Source organism: Enterocloster clostridioformis, assembly GCF_020297485.1.
GTDB classification, from domain to species: domain Bacteria; phylum Bacillota; class Clostridia; order Lachnospirales; family Lachnospiraceae; genus Enterocloster; species Enterocloster clostridioformis.
In genome coordinates this window covers 2,003,781-2,023,072 of record NZ_JAIWZC010000001.1, presented here as the reverse complement: position 1 = coordinate 2,023,072, position 19,292 = coordinate 2,003,781, and the positions used below count along the sequence as shown (strand labels likewise).

At 51.9% G+C, this 19,292-nt stretch carries 16 protein-coding genes, 6 pseudogenes and 1 riboswitch; of the genes and pseudogenes, 18 read left to right on the top strand and 4 right to left on the bottom strand.

Annotated elements, in window-relative coordinates:
* Positions 1 to 265 precede the first annotated feature (265 nt).
* The 11 genes and pseudogenes from LA360_RS10165 to folK all read left to right on the top strand — a co-directional run.
* Positions 266 to 589 carry a hypothetical protein gene (locus LA360_RS10165; protein WP_146774976.1) on the top strand — a complete coding sequence of 108 codons (324 nt, stop codon included), beginning with the start codon at positions 266 to 268 and terminating at the stop codon, positions 587 to 589.
* 28 nt (positions 590 to 617) lie between these two features.
* Positions 618 to 986, top strand: a complete 369-nt coding sequence (locus LA360_RS10160; protein WP_225537491.1) for an MFS transporter — start codon at positions 618 to 620, stop codon at positions 984 to 986.
* 109 nt (positions 987 to 1,095) lie between these two features.
* Positions 1,096 to 1,176, top strand: a riboswitch (glycine riboswitch).
* A gap of 570 nt (positions 1,177 to 1,746) precedes the next feature.
* Positions 1,747 to 3,027 (top strand): group II intron reverse transcriptase/maturase, encoded by a 1,281-nt coding sequence (gene ltrA / locus LA360_RS10155; RefSeq protein ID WP_002578445.1) that lies wholly within the window; start codon positions 1,747 to 1,749, stop codon positions 3,025 to 3,027.
* Positions 3,028 to 3,280: 253 nt separating this feature from the next.
* A pseudogene (locus LA360_RS31850) lies at positions 3,281 to 3,934 on the top strand (hypothetical protein); the annotation flags it as partial.
* A 60-nt stretch (positions 3,935 to 3,994) separates the two neighbouring features.
* Entirely contained in the window at positions 3,995 to 4,366 is a 372-nt protein-coding gene (gene tnpA / locus LA360_RS10145) for an IS66 family insertion sequence element accessory protein TnpA (RefSeq protein WP_112482449.1), read from the top strand.
* Entirely contained in the window at positions 4,359 to 4,712 is a 354-nt protein-coding gene (gene tnpB / locus LA360_RS10140) for an IS66 family insertion sequence element accessory protein TnpB (protein ID WP_089776306.1), read from the top strand. Before tnpA ends, tnpB begins: the two co-directional genes overlap by 8 nt.
* A 147-nt stretch (positions 4,713 to 4,859) precedes the next feature.
* A complete protein-coding gene (gene tnpC / locus LA360_RS10135; RefSeq protein WP_112482447.1) occupies positions 4,860 to 6,509 on the top strand; it encodes an IS66 family transposase in 1,650 nt (549 codons plus the stop codon).
* Between the two features lie 71 nt (positions 6,510 to 6,580).
* Positions 6,581 to 7,033, top strand: a pseudogene (locus LA360_RS10130) (aminomethyl-transferring glycine dehydrogenase subunit GcvPA); the annotation flags it as partial.
* Complete coding sequence (gene gcvPB, locus LA360_RS10125; protein WP_022202039.1) at positions 7,030 to 8,472, top strand: aminomethyl-transferring glycine dehydrogenase subunit GcvPB; 1,443 nt, start codon at positions 7,030 to 7,032, stop codon at positions 8,470 to 8,472. The pseudogene LA360_RS10130 and the gene gcvPB, both read left to right, overlap by 4 nt.
* Before the next feature lie 92 nt (positions 8,473 to 8,564).
* Positions 8,565 to 9,854: pseudogene (gene lpdA / locus LA360_RS10120) on the top strand (dihydrolipoyl dehydrogenase); the annotation flags it as partial.
* Positions 9,854 to 10,173 (top strand): annotated as a pseudogene (gene folK, locus LA360_RS31160) (2-amino-4-hydroxy-6-hydroxymethyldihydropteridine diphosphokinase); the annotation flags it as partial. The pseudogenes lpdA and folK, both read left to right, overlap by 1 nt.
* A gap of 29 nt (positions 10,174 to 10,202) precedes the next feature.
* Here the strand turns inward: folK and LA360_RS10110 are convergent.
* The 3 genes and pseudogenes from LA360_RS10110 to LA360_RS10100 all read right to left on the bottom strand — a co-directional run bounded on the left by LA360_RS10110 (position 10,203) and on the right by LA360_RS10100 (position 12,546).
* A complete protein-coding gene (locus LA360_RS10110; protein WP_022202041.1) occupies positions 10,203 to 10,724 on the bottom strand; it encodes an ECF transporter S component in 522 nt (173 codons plus the stop codon).
* 189 nt (positions 10,725 to 10,913) lie between these two features.
* A pseudogene (locus LA360_RS10105) lies at positions 10,914 to 11,545 on the bottom strand (HAD family hydrolase).
* Positions 11,545 to 12,546 carry a winged helix-turn-helix domain-containing protein gene (locus LA360_RS10100; RefSeq protein ID WP_022202043.1) on the bottom strand — a complete coding sequence of 334 codons (1,002 nt, stop codon included), beginning with the start codon at positions 12,544 to 12,546 and terminating at the stop codon, positions 11,545 to 11,547. The pseudogene LA360_RS10105 and the gene LA360_RS10100 overlap by 1 nt, the downstream one beginning before the upstream one ends.
* 184 nt (positions 12,547 to 12,730) lie before the next feature.
* On the opposite strand from LA360_RS10100, the gene LA360_RS31845 reads away from it, so the two are divergent.
* A complete protein-coding gene (locus tag LA360_RS31845) occupies positions 12,731 to 12,892 on the top strand; it encodes a hypothetical protein (protein ID WP_022202044.1) in 162 nt (53 codons plus the stop codon).
* Positions 12,889 to 13,463: pseudogene (locus LA360_RS10090) on the top strand (DMT family transporter); the annotation flags it as partial. The gene LA360_RS31845 and the pseudogene LA360_RS10090, both read left to right, overlap by 4 nt.
* Positions 13,464 to 13,761: 298 nt before the next feature.
* Here LA360_RS10090 and LA360_RS10085 read toward each other — a convergent pair.
* Positions 13,762 to 14,775, bottom strand: coding sequence for an asparaginase (locus tag LA360_RS10085; protein ID WP_022202046.1), 1,014 nt, complete (start codon positions 14,773 to 14,775; stop codon positions 13,762 to 13,764).
* Positions 14,776 to 15,009: 234 nt separating this feature from the next.
* On the opposite strand from LA360_RS10085, the gene LA360_RS10080 reads away from it, so the two are divergent.
* The 5 genes from LA360_RS10080 (at position 15,010) to nudC (ending at position 19,264) form a co-directional block, all read left to right on the top strand.
* Entirely contained in the window at positions 15,010 to 15,462 is a 453-nt protein-coding gene (locus tag LA360_RS10080; RefSeq protein WP_022202047.1) for an NfeD family protein, read from the top strand.
* A 21-nt stretch (positions 15,463 to 15,483) separates the two neighbouring features.
* On the top strand, positions 15,484 to 16,434 hold the full coding sequence (locus LA360_RS10075; protein WP_002585143.1) for an SPFH domain-containing protein: 951 nt from the start codon (positions 15,484 to 15,486) through the stop codon (positions 16,432 to 16,434).
* Between the two features lie 162 nt (positions 16,435 to 16,596).
* Positions 16,597 to 17,991 (top strand): MATE family efflux transporter, encoded by a 1,395-nt coding sequence (locus LA360_RS10070; RefSeq protein ID WP_022202048.1) that lies wholly within the window; start codon positions 16,597 to 16,599, stop codon positions 17,989 to 17,991.
* Positions 17,992 to 18,032: 41 nt separating this feature from the next.
* The gene (locus tag LA360_RS10065; protein ID WP_002585141.1) at positions 18,033 to 18,215 is read left to right on the top strand and encodes an HPr family phosphocarrier protein; all 183 of its coding nucleotides are present in this window, start codon (positions 18,033 to 18,035) and stop codon (positions 18,213 to 18,215) included.
* A 215-nt stretch (positions 18,216 to 18,430) separates the two neighbouring features.
* Positions 18,431 to 19,264, top strand: coding sequence for an NAD(+) diphosphatase (gene nudC, locus LA360_RS10060; protein ID WP_022202050.1), 834 nt, complete (start codon positions 18,431 to 18,433; stop codon positions 19,262 to 19,264).
* Positions 19,265 to 19,292: the final 28 nt, after the last annotated feature.

The following is a 19,292-nucleotide window of genomic DNA, read 5'->3' as shown; positions in this document are numbered from 1 at the left end:
GGGAAGCGTGGGTATGTACTGCGGTACCGTCGCCGGAAACAGTAAGGTTATCTGAAGGGATAAGCCCCTGCTGCATGGACGGAAGGACGGCTGCAGCGTAAAAGAACTGCTGAAGCCTTTCCTCGAAGTTGAAAGGGATGGACCTATCATCCAGGAGACGTTCTGCAATACACTTTACGATGCCCTGGCGGGATTCAGAGGCTTTCTGATGTTTCCCTTTTGGCCTGTCCGTTTTTCTGGAATTCCAGGAAGCAGGAAAGAGCCTGTGCCGGGAATAGCGGGTTGTATCCGGGTAAACCCAAAGGCGGTCAATCAGGTCGTAGTAAGAGCCGAGCGGCGGGAGACGGTCAGGGGGACAGTCGGTGAGGACAGCGAGGAGGCGGTCCTGCCGGAGCCTGGCAGCCCAGGCCGTGGGGGAAAGAGAGGCAAGGCCCTTGGAAACAAGCAGAAAGAACAGGACAAAAGACCTGAGAATCTGCGGCTGGTTGATGGCAGGGCGCCCCATAGGTGGATAAAAAGCGGAGAGATAATCCATCGCTTTATCGGTGTCAAAGAGCCGGAGTTTTTGCCATGGTTCCCAGAGTTCTGAGTGCAGCCTGCCCCGTTCAGAAATTTGTTTGATATTTATTAAACATCAGCTCTTCCTGTACCTGATGGCAATTTTGCCTGGGTTCAGTGCCTGTATAGGAACCGTAAGCGCTCCGGTTATCACCAGCGGAATCTTCGTTACAAAGCATTACGCGGAAATCTATGGATTCCTCAGTCTTTTCCCCGGCGTGGGATATGCCCTGGGCGGTCCTCTGATTGCGCCGGCCTATGATATGACGGGCTCATACAACATTGCCTGGATCATTGCGGCAGCCCTCTCCATTGCCATGACAGCTTTCCTTTTGTACTCCTACAGGGTCAGCCGCATATGCATAAAGGGACAGGAAGAAACAGGAAATACGGCAAAAATACAGTATAATAACGGGAAAATGCGTTAAAAATTAAACACATTTTACTTGTCGACTGAAAATGTTAAGTGTGATAATATGAAAATAGCACAAAGCAGAACTGATATAAATGCTTTTGTTGATAAATTTATATAATCGGATGATGGATTCGGGAGAGACTGCACAGGCAGCGCCGAAGGGGAAGCGAAGAACTCTCAGGCAAAAGAACCGGATACTGGACGAAACTCTGGAAAGCGATAGCACCGACGAAGCCAAATCTTTCAGGTACAAAGACAGAGCGCATGAACATTTTTTTGTTCGTGCGCTTTTTGTTTGCCCAGCATGGGCGTTTTCTAATGGGTGAAAGTCCCAAGTGCGCGTAGGCAACAACGAAGCACATAGCCGAACAGCAAGGGTGTCCGCCGTGAGACGGAATCTGAAAGAAGCTGTAAGCAAACCTCTGACCTGACGGACAGGAACCGCATATAAGGCTCGGAAATACGGATAAGGTGGCAAAAGGCACTGAAGTCCAAAAGGTTGCCGGAAGTACGAGTAAATGCGGCAGGTACATGGAGGAAAAGAACACGCACCTTAACTGGGGAGGTCTCACAGGCGGTCTCATTAGCCGTAGTAACAACGAATTGTGAGAAGTCAGCAGAAGCCATAGTAGTGAGGAAGTTCCTGTAATGGGGACGGAGCGAAGGGCTGAACAATCAATCAGTTGAAGTACGTTCCACTTCGTAGCCGGAGCATACGCCTGTCGATGACTTCAAAGGCGGCAAAGGCAAAAGGGGCAGAAAGGAAACAACGCATGGACACAAGCAGTCTCATGGAGCAGATATTAAGCAGGGATAATCTAAATGCGGCGTATCTGCAAGTCGTAAGGAATAAAGGAGCGGCAGGCGTGGACGGGATGACCGTTGAAGAACTTGGCGCATATCTTTCGGAAAACGGCGAAAACATTAAGGAACAGTTGCGGACGAGGAAGTATAAGCCGAAGCCAGTCCGCAGGGTGGAGATACCCAAACCCGATGGTGGTACAAGAAATCTTGGAGTGCCAACAGCAGTAGACCGCTTTGTACAGCAGGCGGTGGCACAGGTGCTTACCCCGATATTTGAGGAGCAGTTTCACGACCACAGCTATGGATTCAGACCCAAGCGGTGTGCACAGCAGGCAGTCCTTAAAGCATTGGAAATGATGAATGACGGACACAACTGGATAGTGGATATCGACCTAGCGAAATTCTTTGACACAGTAGACCATGACAAGCTGATGACGATTTTCGGACGGACAATAAAGGACGGAGATGTCATATCGGTGGTAAGAAAGATTCTGGTCAGCGGCGTAATGATTGATGATGAGTATGAAGATACGGTAGTCGGCACACCGCAGGGTGGAAATATCTCGCCGCTGTTAGCAAATATCATGTTAAATGAGCTGGACAAAGAACTGGAAGCAAGGAGGCTGGATTTCGTCCGGTATGCAGATGACCTTATTATAATGGTCGGGAGCAGACAGGCGGCAGAGCGGGTAATGAAGAGCGTGGCTCGGTTTATAGAGGAAAAGCTTGGACTGAAAGTGAACGCGGAAAAGAGCAGGGTTGATAAACCAAAGGGCATTAAGTATCTGGGGTTTGGATTTTACTATGACTCATTTGCCAAAGGGTACAAAGCCAGACCACACCCGAAAGCGGCAGCAAAGTTCAAGGCGCAGATGAAGAAATATACAAGCAGGAGCTGGGGAGTGGGCAATGGTTATAAAATTGGGAAACTCAACCGGCTTATCCGAGGGTGGATAAATTATTTCAAAATCGGAAGCATGAAAAGGCTGTGCGCAAAAATGGACGGACAGATTCGGTATCGACTGCGCATGTGCATATGGAAACACTGGAAAACGCCAAAGAACAGGGAAAAGAATCTTATCAAACTTGGTCTGCCGCCAAATGCGGCACATGGCATTTCATATGCCAAAGGATATGCCAGAGTGTGCAGAAGCTGGAATCTCCACATTTGTATCAGTAAAGAGAGACTAGCTAAGTTTGGTCTTGTATCCATGGAAGACTACTACGCCGAAAAGGCTGTTACATGTTAAGTTGATTGAACCGCCGTATACCGAACGGTACGTACGGTGGTGTGAGAGGTCGGAAGGCGAAATAATCGCCTTCCTCCTACTCGATTTGATATCCGGGCCATGGACACAGGGCATGTATATATCCGGTCCGGTCTTAAAAAAAGCGCACGGTACAAATGGGGAGGTGGTATGGTTTCGGAGGCAGAAGCAGGGCAGATTGATAAGACCGTGATGAAAAATAAAAAGGAGGGTATAACCAATGGTTGAACAGGTAATGGATTTTATTGAGGGATATGACAAAGAGATAGGGGAGGCAATCAAGGCGGAGTGCGGATGCCAGAGAAGGAATCTGGAGCTGATTGCTTCCGAGAACATTGTATCGGAGCCGGTGATGGCTGCCATGGGCACGGTGCTCACCAACAAATACGCGGAAGGATACGCGGGAAAACGCTATTACGGCGGATGCGAGTTTGTGGACGTGGTGGAGACCATTGCCATTGAGAGGGCAAAGAAGCTGTTCGGATGCGACTACGTAAATGTACAGCCCCATTCCGGAGCCCAGGCCAACATGGCTGTGTTCGTTGCCATGTTAAAGCCCGGCGACACGGTCATGGGCATGGACGAGGACGCCTTAAGGGAACTGTTAGACGACACGGCATCCTGCTTCTATGTGCAGCAGCCTAACTACTATGGTAATCTGGAGGAATGCGGCCTGTTGGGAGAAATCACCCATGAAAAGGGAGCCAAATATATCATGGGCTGCAACCCCATCTCCCTGGATCTTCTGCCCACACCGGCGGAATGCGGTGCGGACATCGCGGTTGGAGACGGCCAGCCCCTGGGCATGCCTCTCTGCTTCGGAGGCCCGTACCTGGGCTTTATGACAGCTACATCAGCCATGGGAAGAAAGCTTCCGGGCAGAATCGTGGTAAGTAGGTAATAATCAGTATCTGCAAATTTCCATCCACATTTGATAAGATAAGTTCAAATGATGGAGGTGATACCAATAAATACGAATGACAATGTAACCTCAAAGGCTGACCTTTGGGCAGACCGGTTCCATGCTTTTCAGGAAAGCGGTTTATCCCGCAAAGAATGGTGTCAGCAGAATGGAATCCCACAGTCTACACTGGGTTACTGGATCCGAAAGCTCCAGTCAGAAGCAGCTGAGACAGAAAGTGCTTCTGATCCGGTGTTTGCAAAGCTCCCTTCGGAACATGAACTCCATTTCAGTACAGCAGATACAGGAAAACCTCCTGTGATGCTCTGTCTCCCGGAAAATATCCGGATTGAAGTTGCTGCGGACTGTCCAGCCAGACTGTTGACTGCCCTGCTTCAGGCCTTAAAGAACTATGCTTGATTTTTACGGAAGTACTACAGTCTATCTGGCATGTGGCTGCACGGACCTCCGGAAGAGCTACACTGGTTTAGCGGCCATCATCAAACTGAAATTCCATCTCGATCCGTACTCCCGCTGTATGTTCGCGTTCTGCAATCGCAGGCGCACATTGCTCAAGATCCTTCAGTGGGACGGGTCAGGGTTTTGGATCCTGATGAAACGGCTGGACCGCGATTCCTTCCATTGGCCTGACACACCGGATGAACTGCAGAAAGTTACGCTGAAAGAGATCCATTGGCTGTGCGATGGTTTATCCCTGAACCCCAGCGGCGCATTTGAAGAACGTCACCCGAAGATCGTCATATGAGCCCGGATCCTGTCAATTCGCAAAAAGCCGAAAATCACTTTGTTTTGGGCGGATTTTCCTCCGTCCCGGAATGCAGTTTCCTATAGGAACGGAATGCTTTTTCTGGTATACTTTCTGGTAGAGATTTCAGAAAGTTGAGGCTGTGTTATGGATCCGCTTTTTACAGAGGAACAACTGAACAAGATGAGCAGGGAGGATATCATCTCCCTGATGAAAACCATGCGGGAGCATTATCAGAAACAGGAAACAAAGATCCAGATCCTCGAAGAAAAAACAAAGGAACTGGAATTCCTGAACGCGATGCTTTCTGACCGTCTGACTCTTGCGCAGCGGAAACAGTTTGGCCCATCCAGCGAAAAATATGCGGATGGCTATACGCAGCTGAACCTTTTTAACGAGGCAGAGCAGGAAGCAGAGCCTGATGCGCCGGAGCCGGAAATGGAGGAGATCCATCCGTCTTCCTATAAAAGAAAGAAACGTTCCGGCAAAAAGGAGGAAGATCTTTCCGCCTTTGAGACAACGGAAGTAATTGAGTATAAGCTGACCGGCGCGGACCGAAACTGTCCGGACTGCAATACCAAATATAAAGTCGTGACAAAAGAGACGGTGAAGCGCCTGAAGTTTGTGCCTGCACGGTTTGAAGTGGTGGAGGAGGTCACCTATGTTTACAGCTGCCCGAAATGCGGGGCGATGAAACGTCCGGAAAAGGCGCCTTCCCTTCTCAAAGGCAGTGTGGCAACACCATCCCTGGTGGCAGGCATCATGAACGCAAAGTATGTGGGCGGCATGCCCCTTGCGCGTCAGGAACGGGAATTCGCCCGTTACGACCTGAACCTTTCCACAAAGACCATGGCGAATTGGATCATCCAGTGTGCGGACCGGTATCTGCAGCCGCTTTATGAACTGATGAAGGAAGAATTCCTCCGGAGCCGGTACGCTCATGGGGATGAAACCCGTGTTCAGGTAATCGATGAGCCGGAACAGAAAGGTTCCACCCAGAACTGGATGTGGGTCTATCTCACTGATGAATACAGCGGCGCACCCCGGATGGTCCTCTTCCAATACGAAAGAACCCGGGCGGGATATCATCCGGTGGAATTCCTTGGGGATCAGTACCAGGGATATTTCACCTGCGATGGATACCAGGCATACCACAGCCTTCCGGAAAGGATCACCGTGACAGGATGCATGGCCCATGCGAGGCGCAGATTTGATGAATCCCTGACCGTTTTGAAAAAGGACTTTACCAAAGAGCAGCTGAAGGAAACAACCGCATATCAGGCAATGGCACGGATCGGGATGTTCTATAAGATCGAAGAGATGATCCGTGACAAGTCACCGGAAGAAAGGTATGAAGAGCGTCAAAAGCAGGCAAAGCCGCTTTTAGAGGCTTTTTTCGAGTGGCTTCATACCCTGGAGGATGCTGTGGACAGATCTTCTAAGATCGGAGAGGCGGTCCTGTATACGCTGAACCAGGAAACCTATCTGAAAAGGTATCTGGAAGATGGCCATCTGAGTATTGACAATCTAGCTGCAGAGCGGGCACTGAAAAATTTTGCCATAGGGAGACGCAACTGGCTGTTTGCCAAAAGCATCCGCGGGGCACAGGCCAGTGCGACTGTGTACAGCATCACAGAAACTGCGCTTCTGAATGGACTGAAGCCATACAACTATCTCACATATGTGATGGAAAAGATGAAAGAACTCGGTGCGTTTCCGGCAAAGGAAGAAATGCTGGAGCTTCTCCCATGGTCCTCCAATCTGCCTGATGATTGCCGCAGCAAACTTAAAAAGTAAAAGACAGATCTTCCCCCGGTAAGTGCTGGGGGATTTCTTATTTTGTCAAGATACGGATTATTACTTACTTACGAATCGTGGGAGAGACAAGGGATGTGGACGGCAAGAGAGCGTATGTGCTGACCCTCCAGGCCAGGGAACAGCATATAAGACGTGAAAAGGCAAGCTCCAACGTGTGCTCCAACCAGGCCCTCTGCGCCCTGACTGCCAGCGTATATATGGCGGCCATGGGAGGAGAAGGGTTAAGAAAGACAGCCGTTCTCTGCACCTCCAAGGCCCATTATCTGAAGGAACAGCTGGAACAGGCCGGCCTCACGGCCAGGTATGACAGGGAATTCTTCCACGAGTTCGTCACCGAGGGAGATACGGACAGCGGCCTTATCTTAAAGGCTCTGGAGGAAAAGGGAATCCTGGGGGGACTGCCCTTAAATGACAGGGAGATTCTCTGGTGCGCTACTGAGCAGAACCGGAAGGAAGACATAGACCAGGCGGCCCAAATCGTGCAGGAGGTATGCGGGGAATGAAATTAATATTTGAAAAAGGAACTCCTGGCAGACACTGCCACCTGCTTCCGGACTGCGACGTGCCGGTCCACGAGATAGGAATTGGCAGGGAGAGGAAACTGAACCTGCCCGAGCTTTCTGAAAATGAAATCAGCAGACATTATACCGGTCTTGCGGGGCGGGCCCACGGCGTCAACGACGGCTTCTATCCCCTGGGCTCCTGCACCATGAAATACAACCCCAAGGTAAACGAGGAGGCGGCGTCCCTGGAGGGTTTTGCGGGTATCCATCCGCTGCAGCCTGAACATACGGTACAGGGCGCCCTCAGGGTGTTTGGCCTGGCGGAGAAGTATCTGTGTGAAATAACAGGCATGGAGGCCATGACCTTCCAGCCCGCGGCAGGCGCCCATGGGGAATTTACGGGTCTGCTGCTGATGAAGGCTTACCACCATTTCAGAGGGGACGAAAAGAGGACGAAAATCATTGTCCCTGACTCTGCCCATGGCACCAATCCCGCCAGCGCCACCATGGCCGGCTACAGCGTTGTCAGCATTCCCTCCAGGGAGGACGGATGCGTGGATCTAGATAAGCTTAAGGAGGCAGTGGGGGAGGACACGGCAGGTCTGATGCTGACCAATCCCAACACAGTAGGGCTCTTTGACAAAAACATCCTGGAGATTACCCGCATTGTCCATGAGGCGGGAGGGCTGTGCTATTACGACGGAGCCAACCTCAACGCGGTCATGGGCATCGTGAGACCGGGAGATATGGGATTTGACGTAATCCACCTGAACCTTCACAAGACATTTTCCACGCCTCACGGCGGAGGCGGTCCGGGAAGCGGCCCTGTGGGCTGCAAGGAATTCCTGCGGCCCTTCCTTCCGGGATTTATGGTTAAGGCGTCGGGAGAAGAGGAAGGTTGCGGGGCTTTAAGCTTTGTGAAGGAGCCGGAATCCATTGGAAGGGTAAAGATGTTCTATGGAAACTTCGGGGAGGTGGTAAAGGCGCTGTCCTACATCATGACCCTGGGCAGGGAAGGGATTCCCGAGGCATCCTCCAATGCAGTGCTGAATGCCAACTATATGATGAATAAGCTGTCAGACCTGTATAAGATGGCTTACAATGAGACTTGTATGCATGAATTTGTCATGACGCTGGAGGATTTGAAACACGATATCAATGTGTCGGCCATGGATATTGCCAAGGCGTTTCTGGATTACGGTATCCATCCGCCCACCATGTACTTCCCGCTGATTGTCCATGAGGCCCTGATGGTGGAGCCCACCGAGACAGAGTCAAGGGAGACGCTGGACCAAGCCATTGAGGTATTCCGGAACATTTATGAGGCGGCAAAGGCAGACCCGGAGAGCCTTCACCAGGCTCCGGTCAAGACTCCGGTCCGCCGGCTGGACGAGGTGACCGCGGCCAGAAAGCCGGTGCTGCGCTATATGGGGGAGTAAGAGCAGGCAATTGATTTGCAGAACAATACAGGCAGTGCTCAGGAGCGTGTCGGAAGGGATTCCGGCGCGCTCCGGCGGCAATAGGAGGAAAAATGGCAGATAGATTTGACTTGGTTATCATAGGAGCGGGTCCCGGCGGTTATGTGGCGGCAATCAAGGGCGCCAAGCTGGGGCTTACGGTGGCAGTGGTGGAAAACAGGGAGGAAGGGGGAACCTGCCTGAACCGTGGCTGTATTCCGGTCAAGGCCATGATTCATGCGTCCCAGCTTTACAGGGAGATGAAGGAGGGCGGACATTTCGGCATTTTTGCGGAGAATGTCCGGTATGAGTATGATAAGATTCTGGAATACAAGGAGGGAACGTCAGGAAGCTTAAGACAGGGAGTGGAGCAGCTCTTTAAGGCAAACGGCGTGACGCTGGTTAAGGGAACCGGCGCTCTGCAGGCGGACAAAACCGTGCTGGTGACAGGGTGTGAAGGAGAAGAGGAAAGCCGGGTGTTAAAAGGAAAGCATGTGCTGCTGGCCTCAGGCTCAAAGCCAATGAACCTGCCCATCCAGGGACTGGACCTGCCCGGGGTGCTTACCAGCGACAGGCTGTTTGAACTGAAGCGTGCGCCGGAAAGCCTGCTGATTATCGGTGGAGGCGTGATCGGAGCTGAATTTGCCTCTGTATTTTCATCCCTTGGCATCCGGGTGACCATAGCGGAGGCCCTTCCAAGGCTCCTGGCAGACCTGGGTCAGGACATTTCCCAGAACCTGAAAATGATTCTCAAAAAGCGTGGAATCAAAATCTATACAGGAGCCACGGTAAAGAGGATTGAAGAGACGAAACATGGTCTGGCCTGCGTCTTCGAGGAAAAGGGAGAGGAGAAGCGGGAGGAAGCGGATTATGTGCTGTCGGCCGCCGGCAGGGTGCCGGAAACGGAAAAGCTGCTGGGACCGGGGACAGAGCTTGCCATGGAGCGGGGAAGAATTGTGGTGGATTCCAACTTTGAGACATCCATGGAGGGTGTATACGCCATCGGAGACGTGATTAAGGGAATCCAGCTGGCTCATGTGGCCAGCGCCCAGGGAGTATGGGTGGCGGAACACCTGGCGGGAACAGGCCACTCCATTGATTTATCCATTGTTCCCAACTGCGTGTACACCAGTCCTGAGATTGCCTCCGTGGGACTTACGGAGGACGAGGCGGCCCAGGCTGGGATACCTGTGTCAGTGGGGAAATTCCTGATGTCCGCCAATGGGAAATCCCAGATATCCAGGGAGGAGAGAGGCTTCATCAAAATCATTGCAGAAGCCGACACCAAGGTGGTGCTGGGAGCCCAGATGATGTGCGCCAGGGCCACGGACATGATCGGGGAGATGGCCACCGCGGCGGCAAATACGGAGTGACGGACCAGGCTGATTTCATCAACGGATGTATGGAAATAAAAACCCTCTTTACACCGGAGGAACTGTTAGACGGCCTACATGAAATCGAGGCGGCAGCGGGAAGGAAGCGAATCATACACTGGGCCCCAGGACGCTGGACCCGGACATTATTTTCTATTACGATTTGGTGTATGTATCGGAACAGTTTAGCATACCTCACACACAGATGCACAAGCGTGATTTTGTCCTGAAGCCTCTGGCTGAGATAGCGCCCTATAAGCGCCATCCCATTTATGGAGAGACCGTGGCTGAAATGCCGGATTCGTTTTAGGAGTGTCTTACAATGCTTTCTCACACCCTTTAAGCCTTTAACGCCATGGAAAGAGGCTTTTGGAGGACCGGATACAGGGCGCTGGAGATAATCAGGCCGCTGATTCCCTGGATGATGTTGCTGGGAACACTGGCCAGGGCAGCACCTAATCCGTATAGAAAGACTTCGCACATGCAGTATCCTCCGGCCACCAGAACAATGTCAATCACACCGCAGCCGGCTACGGCGGCATATGGATTCATCCCTCTGGCCCTTAAACTGCGGCAGACATGGCTTGCCGAAAATGCCACCAGGCCCTTGATGGCAAAGGTGATGGGGACATAGATGAAATAACCTCCCAGCAGGTCTGCCATGCAGGAGCCGATACCGGCTGCCAGGAATGCGGATATCGGGTCCAAAAACACGCCGCAGAGAATCACGATGGCGTCGCCCGGGTGGATGTAACCGCCTGTACCGGGGGTGGGGATGCGGATGGACATGGTGGCCACGCAGGCCAGAGCTGCGAACAGGGCAGACAACACCAGTTTTTTAGTAGAGAAACGTTCCGTCATAGGGATACCTCCTTAAATTGAAGTACTTAAATGCTGATACCTACTATAACGGAAAAGTGGACTGAGCAAAATATCCAGTTTGATAATATTTGACCAGTCCAGACTGGGCTGGCTGCTGAGGGAGAAATCAGACGCGGGGCGGTGAAGCGTGGAAGCCGGTGTCTCATTTTGGCGTCTCATTCTGGCGTATCATTCAAGCCAGCGTATGATGGCAGCCGGATCCTCAAAACGATGGGTGGATGAGATGTCGTCCGGACAGTGGCAGCCCCACAAAGCCAGACAGGAGTCAACTCCGGCCCGGGATGCGCACTGCATGTCGTAGATGCTGTCCCCGATGTAGAGAATCTGCCGGGGACAGGCATCAGTGCGTTTCATATATTCAAGCATGGGTTCCGGATCCGGTTTGTGGCGGACTGTGTCATCGGCCGTTATGACGGTCTGAAAATATCCGGATATCTGAAAGGGAAGGAAGCTGCAGGTGTACTGAGGCATTGTCTTGGAAGTGATGATGCCCAGGCTGCAGCCCTTTTTTTCAGAAAATCCAACAGGGGTACAATGCCCTCATACAGATAGGCGGTGTACTGATACTCCTGTTCATACTGTTCCCACCGGGGATAAATCCGGAATATCTGGTCGGGGGAATGTATGCCCAGACGTTCAAATGCATCCAGCCCTGGTATGCCCAGAACCGGCAGAAGCCGGCTTATGTCCCAGTGTTCCCCGGTTATATCCCTGAGAGCTCTCTGCAGTCCGTGGAGCACGGCCCCGGTGGTATTAATCAGCGTGTTGTCAATATCAAACACAACATGGGTGTAGCGCATTATGAACCTCCTTCACTGGCAGCCTGTTCCAGGGACTTTGCCACGGCAAACAGGCCCTTTTCATAATCCTGCTGGTAATCATAGGACAGCTCTATAGACGGGATTGCCTTGGACGGCAGATAGGAAACGCAGAGACGGCGGATCTCGTCTGCTTTTCCCTCCAGCAGGGGGTGGCGGTAGAGCACAATCATGTGAGGATTTACCGTCACGGCATAAATTTGTATCAGGCGTGCATATAGCTCGCTTATGTTCTCCGCGGGAGGCAGACCAGGGCCGCCGCTGTTTAACTGTTTATAGACAGGCAGGAAGCTGACCTCGCTGCAATAGCCTGAGGCCCCGGTCCACAGATGACCGTCAATGACCATTCCGCCTCCTATACCGTTTCCTCCCATGAAGAGCGTGACCAGGGAGCCTGTATCAGGGTGCTTCTGGGCCCAGCAGCCCATGGTCAGAAAATTCATATCATTTCCCACTGTCATGGGGATGGGAACCAGACGCCGGAAATGCTCCTCCAGGTTCATGCCTTTGAGTCCGCTGTACTGATTGGTCTCTTCCACCACACCGTGATTTACCAGGGCGGCAATCCCCGCGGCGGCTGCTTTCAGGCGGGGATACCGGTTGTGGATATCGAGAATCAGGGCATCCAGCTGTTCCAGGGACAGAATTTCAAAGGGCAGACATCCCTGCTCCACGGTGTTCTCTCTCATATCCTTCAGATTCCAGCATACCCGGTCCGACTCAACCTGTACCAGGAGATACAGGCTGAAAAGGGGATTCAGTTCATAAAGGCAGGCGCACCTGCCTCCGGTGGATGAGCCGGCCCCTTGTTCAGTCAGTTCCCCATCGGAGCACAGTTCATCAATCAGGCGTCCGACCGTAGGGAAACTTAATCCCAGCTCCCTGGCAATCTGGCTTCTGGAAGCAGACTCATGTTTACCCATGTAAGCTCGTATGCGCTCTTTATTCAGCTGTTTTACAGTGACCGGTTCTTCCTGGGCCATGGGAATACCCCTCCTTTCATACAATTATTAACGCACTTTTTAAAATTATATTAATAAGTTGATTCTATTTAATCACGAGACAGAGGAAATGTCAATAAGAAAATCTTGAAAGACTTGACAAAGAAACGGCCAGCGCATATTGTTACAGGGAAAATGTGCAAAAAAAGACAGGAGGCAGACTGCGATGGAACATCTCATATTCAGTCTCAATGCGACCATGCCCATCTTTTTCCTTATGGTATTGGGGGCGTGTTTCAGAAAAGCAGGAATCATGGAAGGAGTCTTTGTGGACAGGGTCAATCAGTTTGTGTTTAAGGTGGCCCTTCCCGTACTGCTGTTTGAGTGACAGCGGCGAGCCCCTTCCTGTTTAAGGAGAAGCTTACCGCCCGCCAGGTGTTCTGTTTCGTTATGTCCACACTGGGACTGGTGCTGGTGATAGGTGTCAGCAGAGGAGGAAGCCGTGAGTTGATTGGGATTTTGTTCGGCCTGGGGGCCGCTGTGTTTTATGCGTCGGTGGTATTGTTCAATAAAAGCATACGTCATGTGTCGGGCATTAACCGGACATTTTACCAGTTCCTGGCAGCCATTTTGGTTCTCACTCCCTATGTGTGCCTGACAGGAGGATCCCATCTTTCGGAAATGGATGTACTTGGGGTTGCAAACCTTCTGGTGGTGGGAGTGTTCCACACCGGCATATGTTATTGCATGTATTTTTCATCCCTTCGTTATCTGAAAGGCCAGGAAGCTTCTATTCTCAGCTACATAGACCCCCTTGCGGCCATCCTGGTATCGGTGGCTATCCTGCATGAGTCCATCACTGTGTTTCAGGCAGTGGGAGGGGGAATGATACTTGGGTTTACGGTTGTGAATGAGGCGGGGGAGGGGACGCGGACGTGCATGGGGGATCGCGTCCGTGAGAGGCGGGAACGCAGCCCGGGCTGTGACCGTTTCCGCAGCGGGACTTAGTCTCTCCGAACTGCTCCACCCCCCGCCATTTCCCTTTTGTGTACTCCAACTGGAGACCCTGCGGCAGACGGCGGCCCTGGGAACAGGTCCGCTGGCCGGGAAGCTGTCGTGGGATTTCTCTAGTTCAAGATATAATTCCCCCGCATGGGCAAAAGCATTGTAGATAAAATAAGATAAATCACAGTCAAGGGAAAGGGGCTTAAAATAGAACTCCGCACAGTTCTCTAAAAACGGGTCAGAGGCAGGGTATTAGTTTTCACTCCATTTCCAGAGTATGTCCCGGTTCACGGTCTCGTAGAACATCCTGCGTATCCGGACAGGGTCCTTTGTCTGACCGAGTATCCACATGATTTTAGTAACTACTGCCTCCAGGGTCATGTCATAGGCTTCCAGAAGGCCGAATTCCTGTTTGATGCTCCGGCCCACCTCATAGACGGACATGTCGCTGCCCTCGTTGGTGACCTGGGTTGTCATGATGACGGTCTTTCCAAGGCCTGTCCAACGGGCGATGGCGCCGTGGTAATCCCCGTCCTGGTAGGACGGCAGGCCGCCCACTCCAAAGGATTCTATGATGACGGCGTCGTAATGCTCCGCCATGTAATCCAGCAGGGAAGCGTCCATGGAGGGAATCAGCTTCATGAGCCCCACATCCCCGTCCATTTGGCGGTAGAAGCAGACCGGCTTTTTGTCCCTGTCCTTGTCGTCCAGATAAAATATAATCTGGCCGTCCTGGATGATGGCCACATAAGGATAGTTGATGCTGGAAAACGCGTGATAGCTTTTTGTCCACTCCTTCTTTCCCCTGGTGCCTGCAATGACCTTGCCGTCAAAGACAAGGTTCACGTCGTGGGCGCCGGGACAGGAGGCAAAGAGAAGGCTGTCGGCCAGGTTGGTCCTGGCGTCCGTATTTTCCATGTCAATAGGCTTCTGGGCCCCGGTGATGATGATGGGCTTTGGCGAATGCTGAATCAGGTAGGACAGGGCCGCGGCCGTATAAGCCATGGTGTCCGTGCCGTGGGTGATGACAAAGCCGTCGTATTGGCCGTAGTTTTCCTCGATTGCCTTTTCGACTGCCAGCCAGTGGCAGGGCTGTATGTTGGTGCTGTCTATGTTCATCAGCTGGATGGAGTGGATTTCACAGTAGCTTCGGCTGTCGGGCACATAGGACAGGATTTCATCCGATGTAATGACGGGCTTAAGCCCTTTATCCGTGCGCTTGCAGGCAATGGTGCCGCCTGTTCCGAGTAAGAGTATGCGTTTCATGTTGTACCCCCTGATCATGTGTATTTAAGTTTATGTTAAGTATAACCTGTTTGCAAAAACATATAATAACAGCAGCGGCGTCCTTAACTGACGCATAACCTTTCGTACTGCTTACAATTATATTAAGAATATGATAAATTTACAATCCCTTGATTGATTTTAAGTCTGACTATGATACAATAAGAATAAGTAACCAATTTTCTCCATATTCTGTGCAGATGAAAGGAGATTTACATGTCCCTTATTTGGCTTATCGCGTTTGTGGTTTTTTTGGTAGTGGAAGGAGTTACTACATCCCTGACCAGTATCTGGTTTGCCGGAGGGTCCCTGGCGGCTCTGGTGGTGCAGGTGTGTGGAGGCGGTCTGTATCCCCAGCTGGCAGTGTTTGTGGCGGTGTCCTTCATGCTGTTTCTCATGGTCCGTCCCTTTGCGTACAAGTACCTGTACAGCAAGCGGACAAATACCAATGTTGACAGTCTGACAGGCCGTAAGGCCGTGGTCAAGGAACGTATTGATAATGTGGCGGGTACAGGGACTGCCATCCTGGCCGGTGAAACCTGGCTTGCCAGGGCGGCGCAGGAGGGGGATACCTTTGAAGCGGGTGATGTAGTGATTATATCCGCTGTCAGCGGGGCTAAGCTGCTGGTAGCTGCGGCAAAGCAGGAACATGAAGTGGAAAAAGTATAAAGAAACATAAGGAGGATTCATATGTTTGGAGCAATCGGAGGATTTATCACGTTCATCATCATTGCAGTCATTATTTTATTCATTCTGTCCACCTGTATCAGAATCGTGCCCCAGGCTCAGGCTCTGGTGGTGGAACGGCTGGGTGCCTATCTCGGCACATACAGCGTGGGCATTCATTTCCTGGTTCCCTTCATCGACCGTGTGGCCAAGAAGGTGAATCTGAAGGAGCAGGTGGAGGATTTCCCTCCCCAGCCGGTTATCACCAAGGATAACGTAACCATGCAGATTGATACGGTGGTATTCTTCTACATCACGGACCCGAAGCTGTATGCTTACGGCGTGGAGCGTCCGCTGCTTGCCATTGAGAACCTGACAGCCACCACCCTGCGTAATATTATCGGTGACCTGGAGCTGGATGAAACGCTGACCTCCAGGGAAACCATCAATGCCAAGATGCAGGAGTCGCTGGATATTGCTACGGACCCGTGGGGCATCAAGGTGACCAGGGTAGAGCTTAAGAACATCATTCCTCCGGCAGCTATCCAGGAGGCCATGGAGAAACAGATGAAGGCAGAGCGCGAGCGCCGTGAATCTATTCTGAGGGCTGAGGGCGAGAAGAAGTCCATGATTCTGGTGGCGGAAGGCAACAAGGAATCCGCGGTTCTGAACGCGGAGGCTGAGAAGGAAGCGGCTATCTTGAGGGCTGAGGCCGAGAAGGAAAAGAAGATTAAGGAGGCCCAGGGCCAGGCAGAGGCCATCCGTTCCGTGCAGAAGGCTACGGCAGACGGTATCCGTTTCATCAAGGAGGCAGGGGCTGACAATGCGGTCCTTCAGCTTAAGAGCCTGGAGGCGTTCCAGGCAGCTGCCAACGGAAAGGCCAATAAGATAATTATTCCTTCGGATATCCAGGGAATTGCCGGTCTGGTTAAATCCATCGCAGAGGTAGCCGCAAAAGATGAGGCCGCAGAATAAAAGACCGTAGAATAAGCGGCCGCAGAATAAAATCCGATGGACAAAAGCCGGTCCATGATATAAGATAGGAATTGGAGGCAGTACCCATCAGCTGACCTAACTGGTGGGTGCTGTTTTATTCTTTATGATTTTTACGAAAATGTACAGACATGAGGTGCAGGTATGGAGGGAAAGGTTGCAAAGAAAAACCGTATCACGGAAGGAAGCATTTTCGGACAGCTGCTGCTGTTTTTCTTTCCCATATTGTTCGGAACGTTTTTCCAGCAGCTGTATAATACGGCGGATGCCATGGTGGTGGGCCGCTTTGTGGGAAAGCAGGCCCTGGCTGCGGTGGGTGGAAGCACCAGCACCCTGATTAATCTGCTGGTGGGTTTCTTTGTGGGCCTGTCCAGCGGCGCCACGGTGGTCATATCCCAGTTTTACGGCGCCAGGAAGGCGGATAAGGTCCACTGGGCCGTACATACATCCATTGCTTTTTCCGTTATTGGGGGTATTATATTCATGATTGTGGGTCTGGTGGGATCGCCCTGGGCCCTGGAAACCATGAAGACGCCGGAGGATGTCATGGGCCATGCGGTGGTGTATATCCGCATATATTTCCTGGGTATCATAGTCAACCTGGTTTACAACATGGGCGCCGGAATCCTGCGGGCCGTCGGAGATTCCAGACGGCCCCTGTATTTCCTCATTGCCAGCTGTTTTACCAACATTATTCTGGATGTGCTGCTGGTGGCAGTGTTGCGGATGGGAGTGGCAGGCGCTGCCCTGGCTACCATCACGTCCCAGCTTTTAAGCGCAATCCTGGTGGTCCGTGCGCTTATGAAAACGGACGATATGTATAAGCTGGAATGGAAGAAGGTGCGCATTGACCAGAGGATGCTCCAGAGGATTGTGCGCATCGGTATCCCTGCCGGGATGCAGTCCGTCATGTACAATATATCCAATGTCATCATCCAGGCCGGTGTCAATACCCTGGGAACAGACAATGTGACTGCATGGGCCACCTACGGCAAGGTGGACGGCCTGTACTGGATGATGATTAATGCCCTCGGCATATCCGCCACCACCTTCGTGGGGCAGAATTTCGGGGCCGGCCGTCTGGACCGTGTGCGCAAGGGCGCCGGTGCCTGCATGGTGATCGGCGTGGTGCTGACAGCGTCCGTGGGAGTGGTTCTGTATAACGGCGGCCATCTGCTGGTGGAACTGTTCACCACGGACCGGCAGGTCCAGGCCATCAGCATGGATTTGCTGCATTTCATGGTCCCGACCTTTATTACCTATATTGCCATTGAGATACTTTCCGGTACCCTCAGAGGGGTGGGAGACGCGTGGATGCCCCTCGTCATCACGGGCATCGGCGTGTGCGCGGTCAGGGTGCTGTGGATTATGTTTGTGCTGCCTCATTACCACACTATCATCGGCGCGGCCTTCTGCTATCCGCTGACCTGGAGCCTGACCACGGTCGCCTTTGTGATTTATTATTACATTTTCAGCAGCCTCAGACGCTGGAAGCTTAAGCCCCTTAAAAAGCGGTTTGGCGTGTATAAGCCTTTTTGATATGGGAAGACTTTCTGTATAAAATGACAGGAGGTGCCTATATGACCACAAGGGAAGTCATGTTTGATTCGGTGGAGGATGTAAAACGGTTTGTCCAGCAGAGCGAGAAGCAGCCGGAAGATATTGACGTGTGCTGCGGCAGCTGCATGGTGGACGGAAAGTCCATGCTGGGAATTCTCAGTCTGGGGATTCATAAAAAATTGAATGTTGTGATCCATGACTGAGAGGTGAAAGGACGTTCCGGATACAGGGCGTCCTTTTTTGACGGGCGTTCCTGCCTCACTGGTTTTACCTCACTGCTGTGCTTTATTGATTTACTTCGCTGATTTGAAAGGAAGGTTTTACAATGAACCGTTCCTGTGATACAATAGACACTAAATATATTTTTACAGGTTGGACTTTCAGGATTAACAGACCGTAAAGGACGGAGGCTAAATGCATGATTCAGGATATTGCACCGCATACATATGACCCTGTATTCAGGAGGAAGAAACCGGAAGACAGGGATTATCTGCTTCACTACGAATATAATAAGGTAATGCTTCTCAAAGGCGAAAAGGGGAGTGCGATCCCTACCTTCGGGGAATTGAGAGAGGAAGGGGAATTTTCGGAACAGGCACAGTACCTTTTTTCTATTGATGACAGGGCCTATTACTGTGTGACGGACATGGCGGTGCCGGAATTCGGGGGTTTTTACATGGAGCCTCTGACTGTGTTCCGGAATTTTGAACCCCTTCACCAGGCGTTTGCGGGGATAACGGGCAGCCAGCTCTACCGGTGGATGCAGAGCAGGCGGTTTTGCGGCTGCTGCGGCTCGAAGACAGAACCCAGCGCCAGGGAGCGCGCCCTTGTCTGTCCTTCCTGCGGGCAGACGGAATACCCCAAGATCAGTCCGGCTGTCATCGTGGCCATTACCAACGGGGACAAGCTGTTAATGTCGCGCTATGCCGGAGGCGCTTACCGCAACTATGCGCTGATTGCCGGATTCGTGGAAATCGGAGAGACCTTTGAGGACTGCGTCCGCAGGGAGGTCATGGAGGAAGTGGGCCTTAGGGTGAAGAATATCCGCTACTATAAAAGCCAGCCCTGGGCATTTTCCGATACGGAGATGGTGGGATTTACGGCGGAGCTGGACGGGAATGACACCATATGCCTGGAGGAAGAGGAGCTGTGCGAGGCCGGCTGGTTTACACGGGATGAAATCGTGGAATACGGTCCCTGTATCAGTGTGGGACACGAGATGATGAAGGCGTTTAAGGATGGGAAGATATAGCAGGCAGCCACATAAAAAAGGAGAAGTG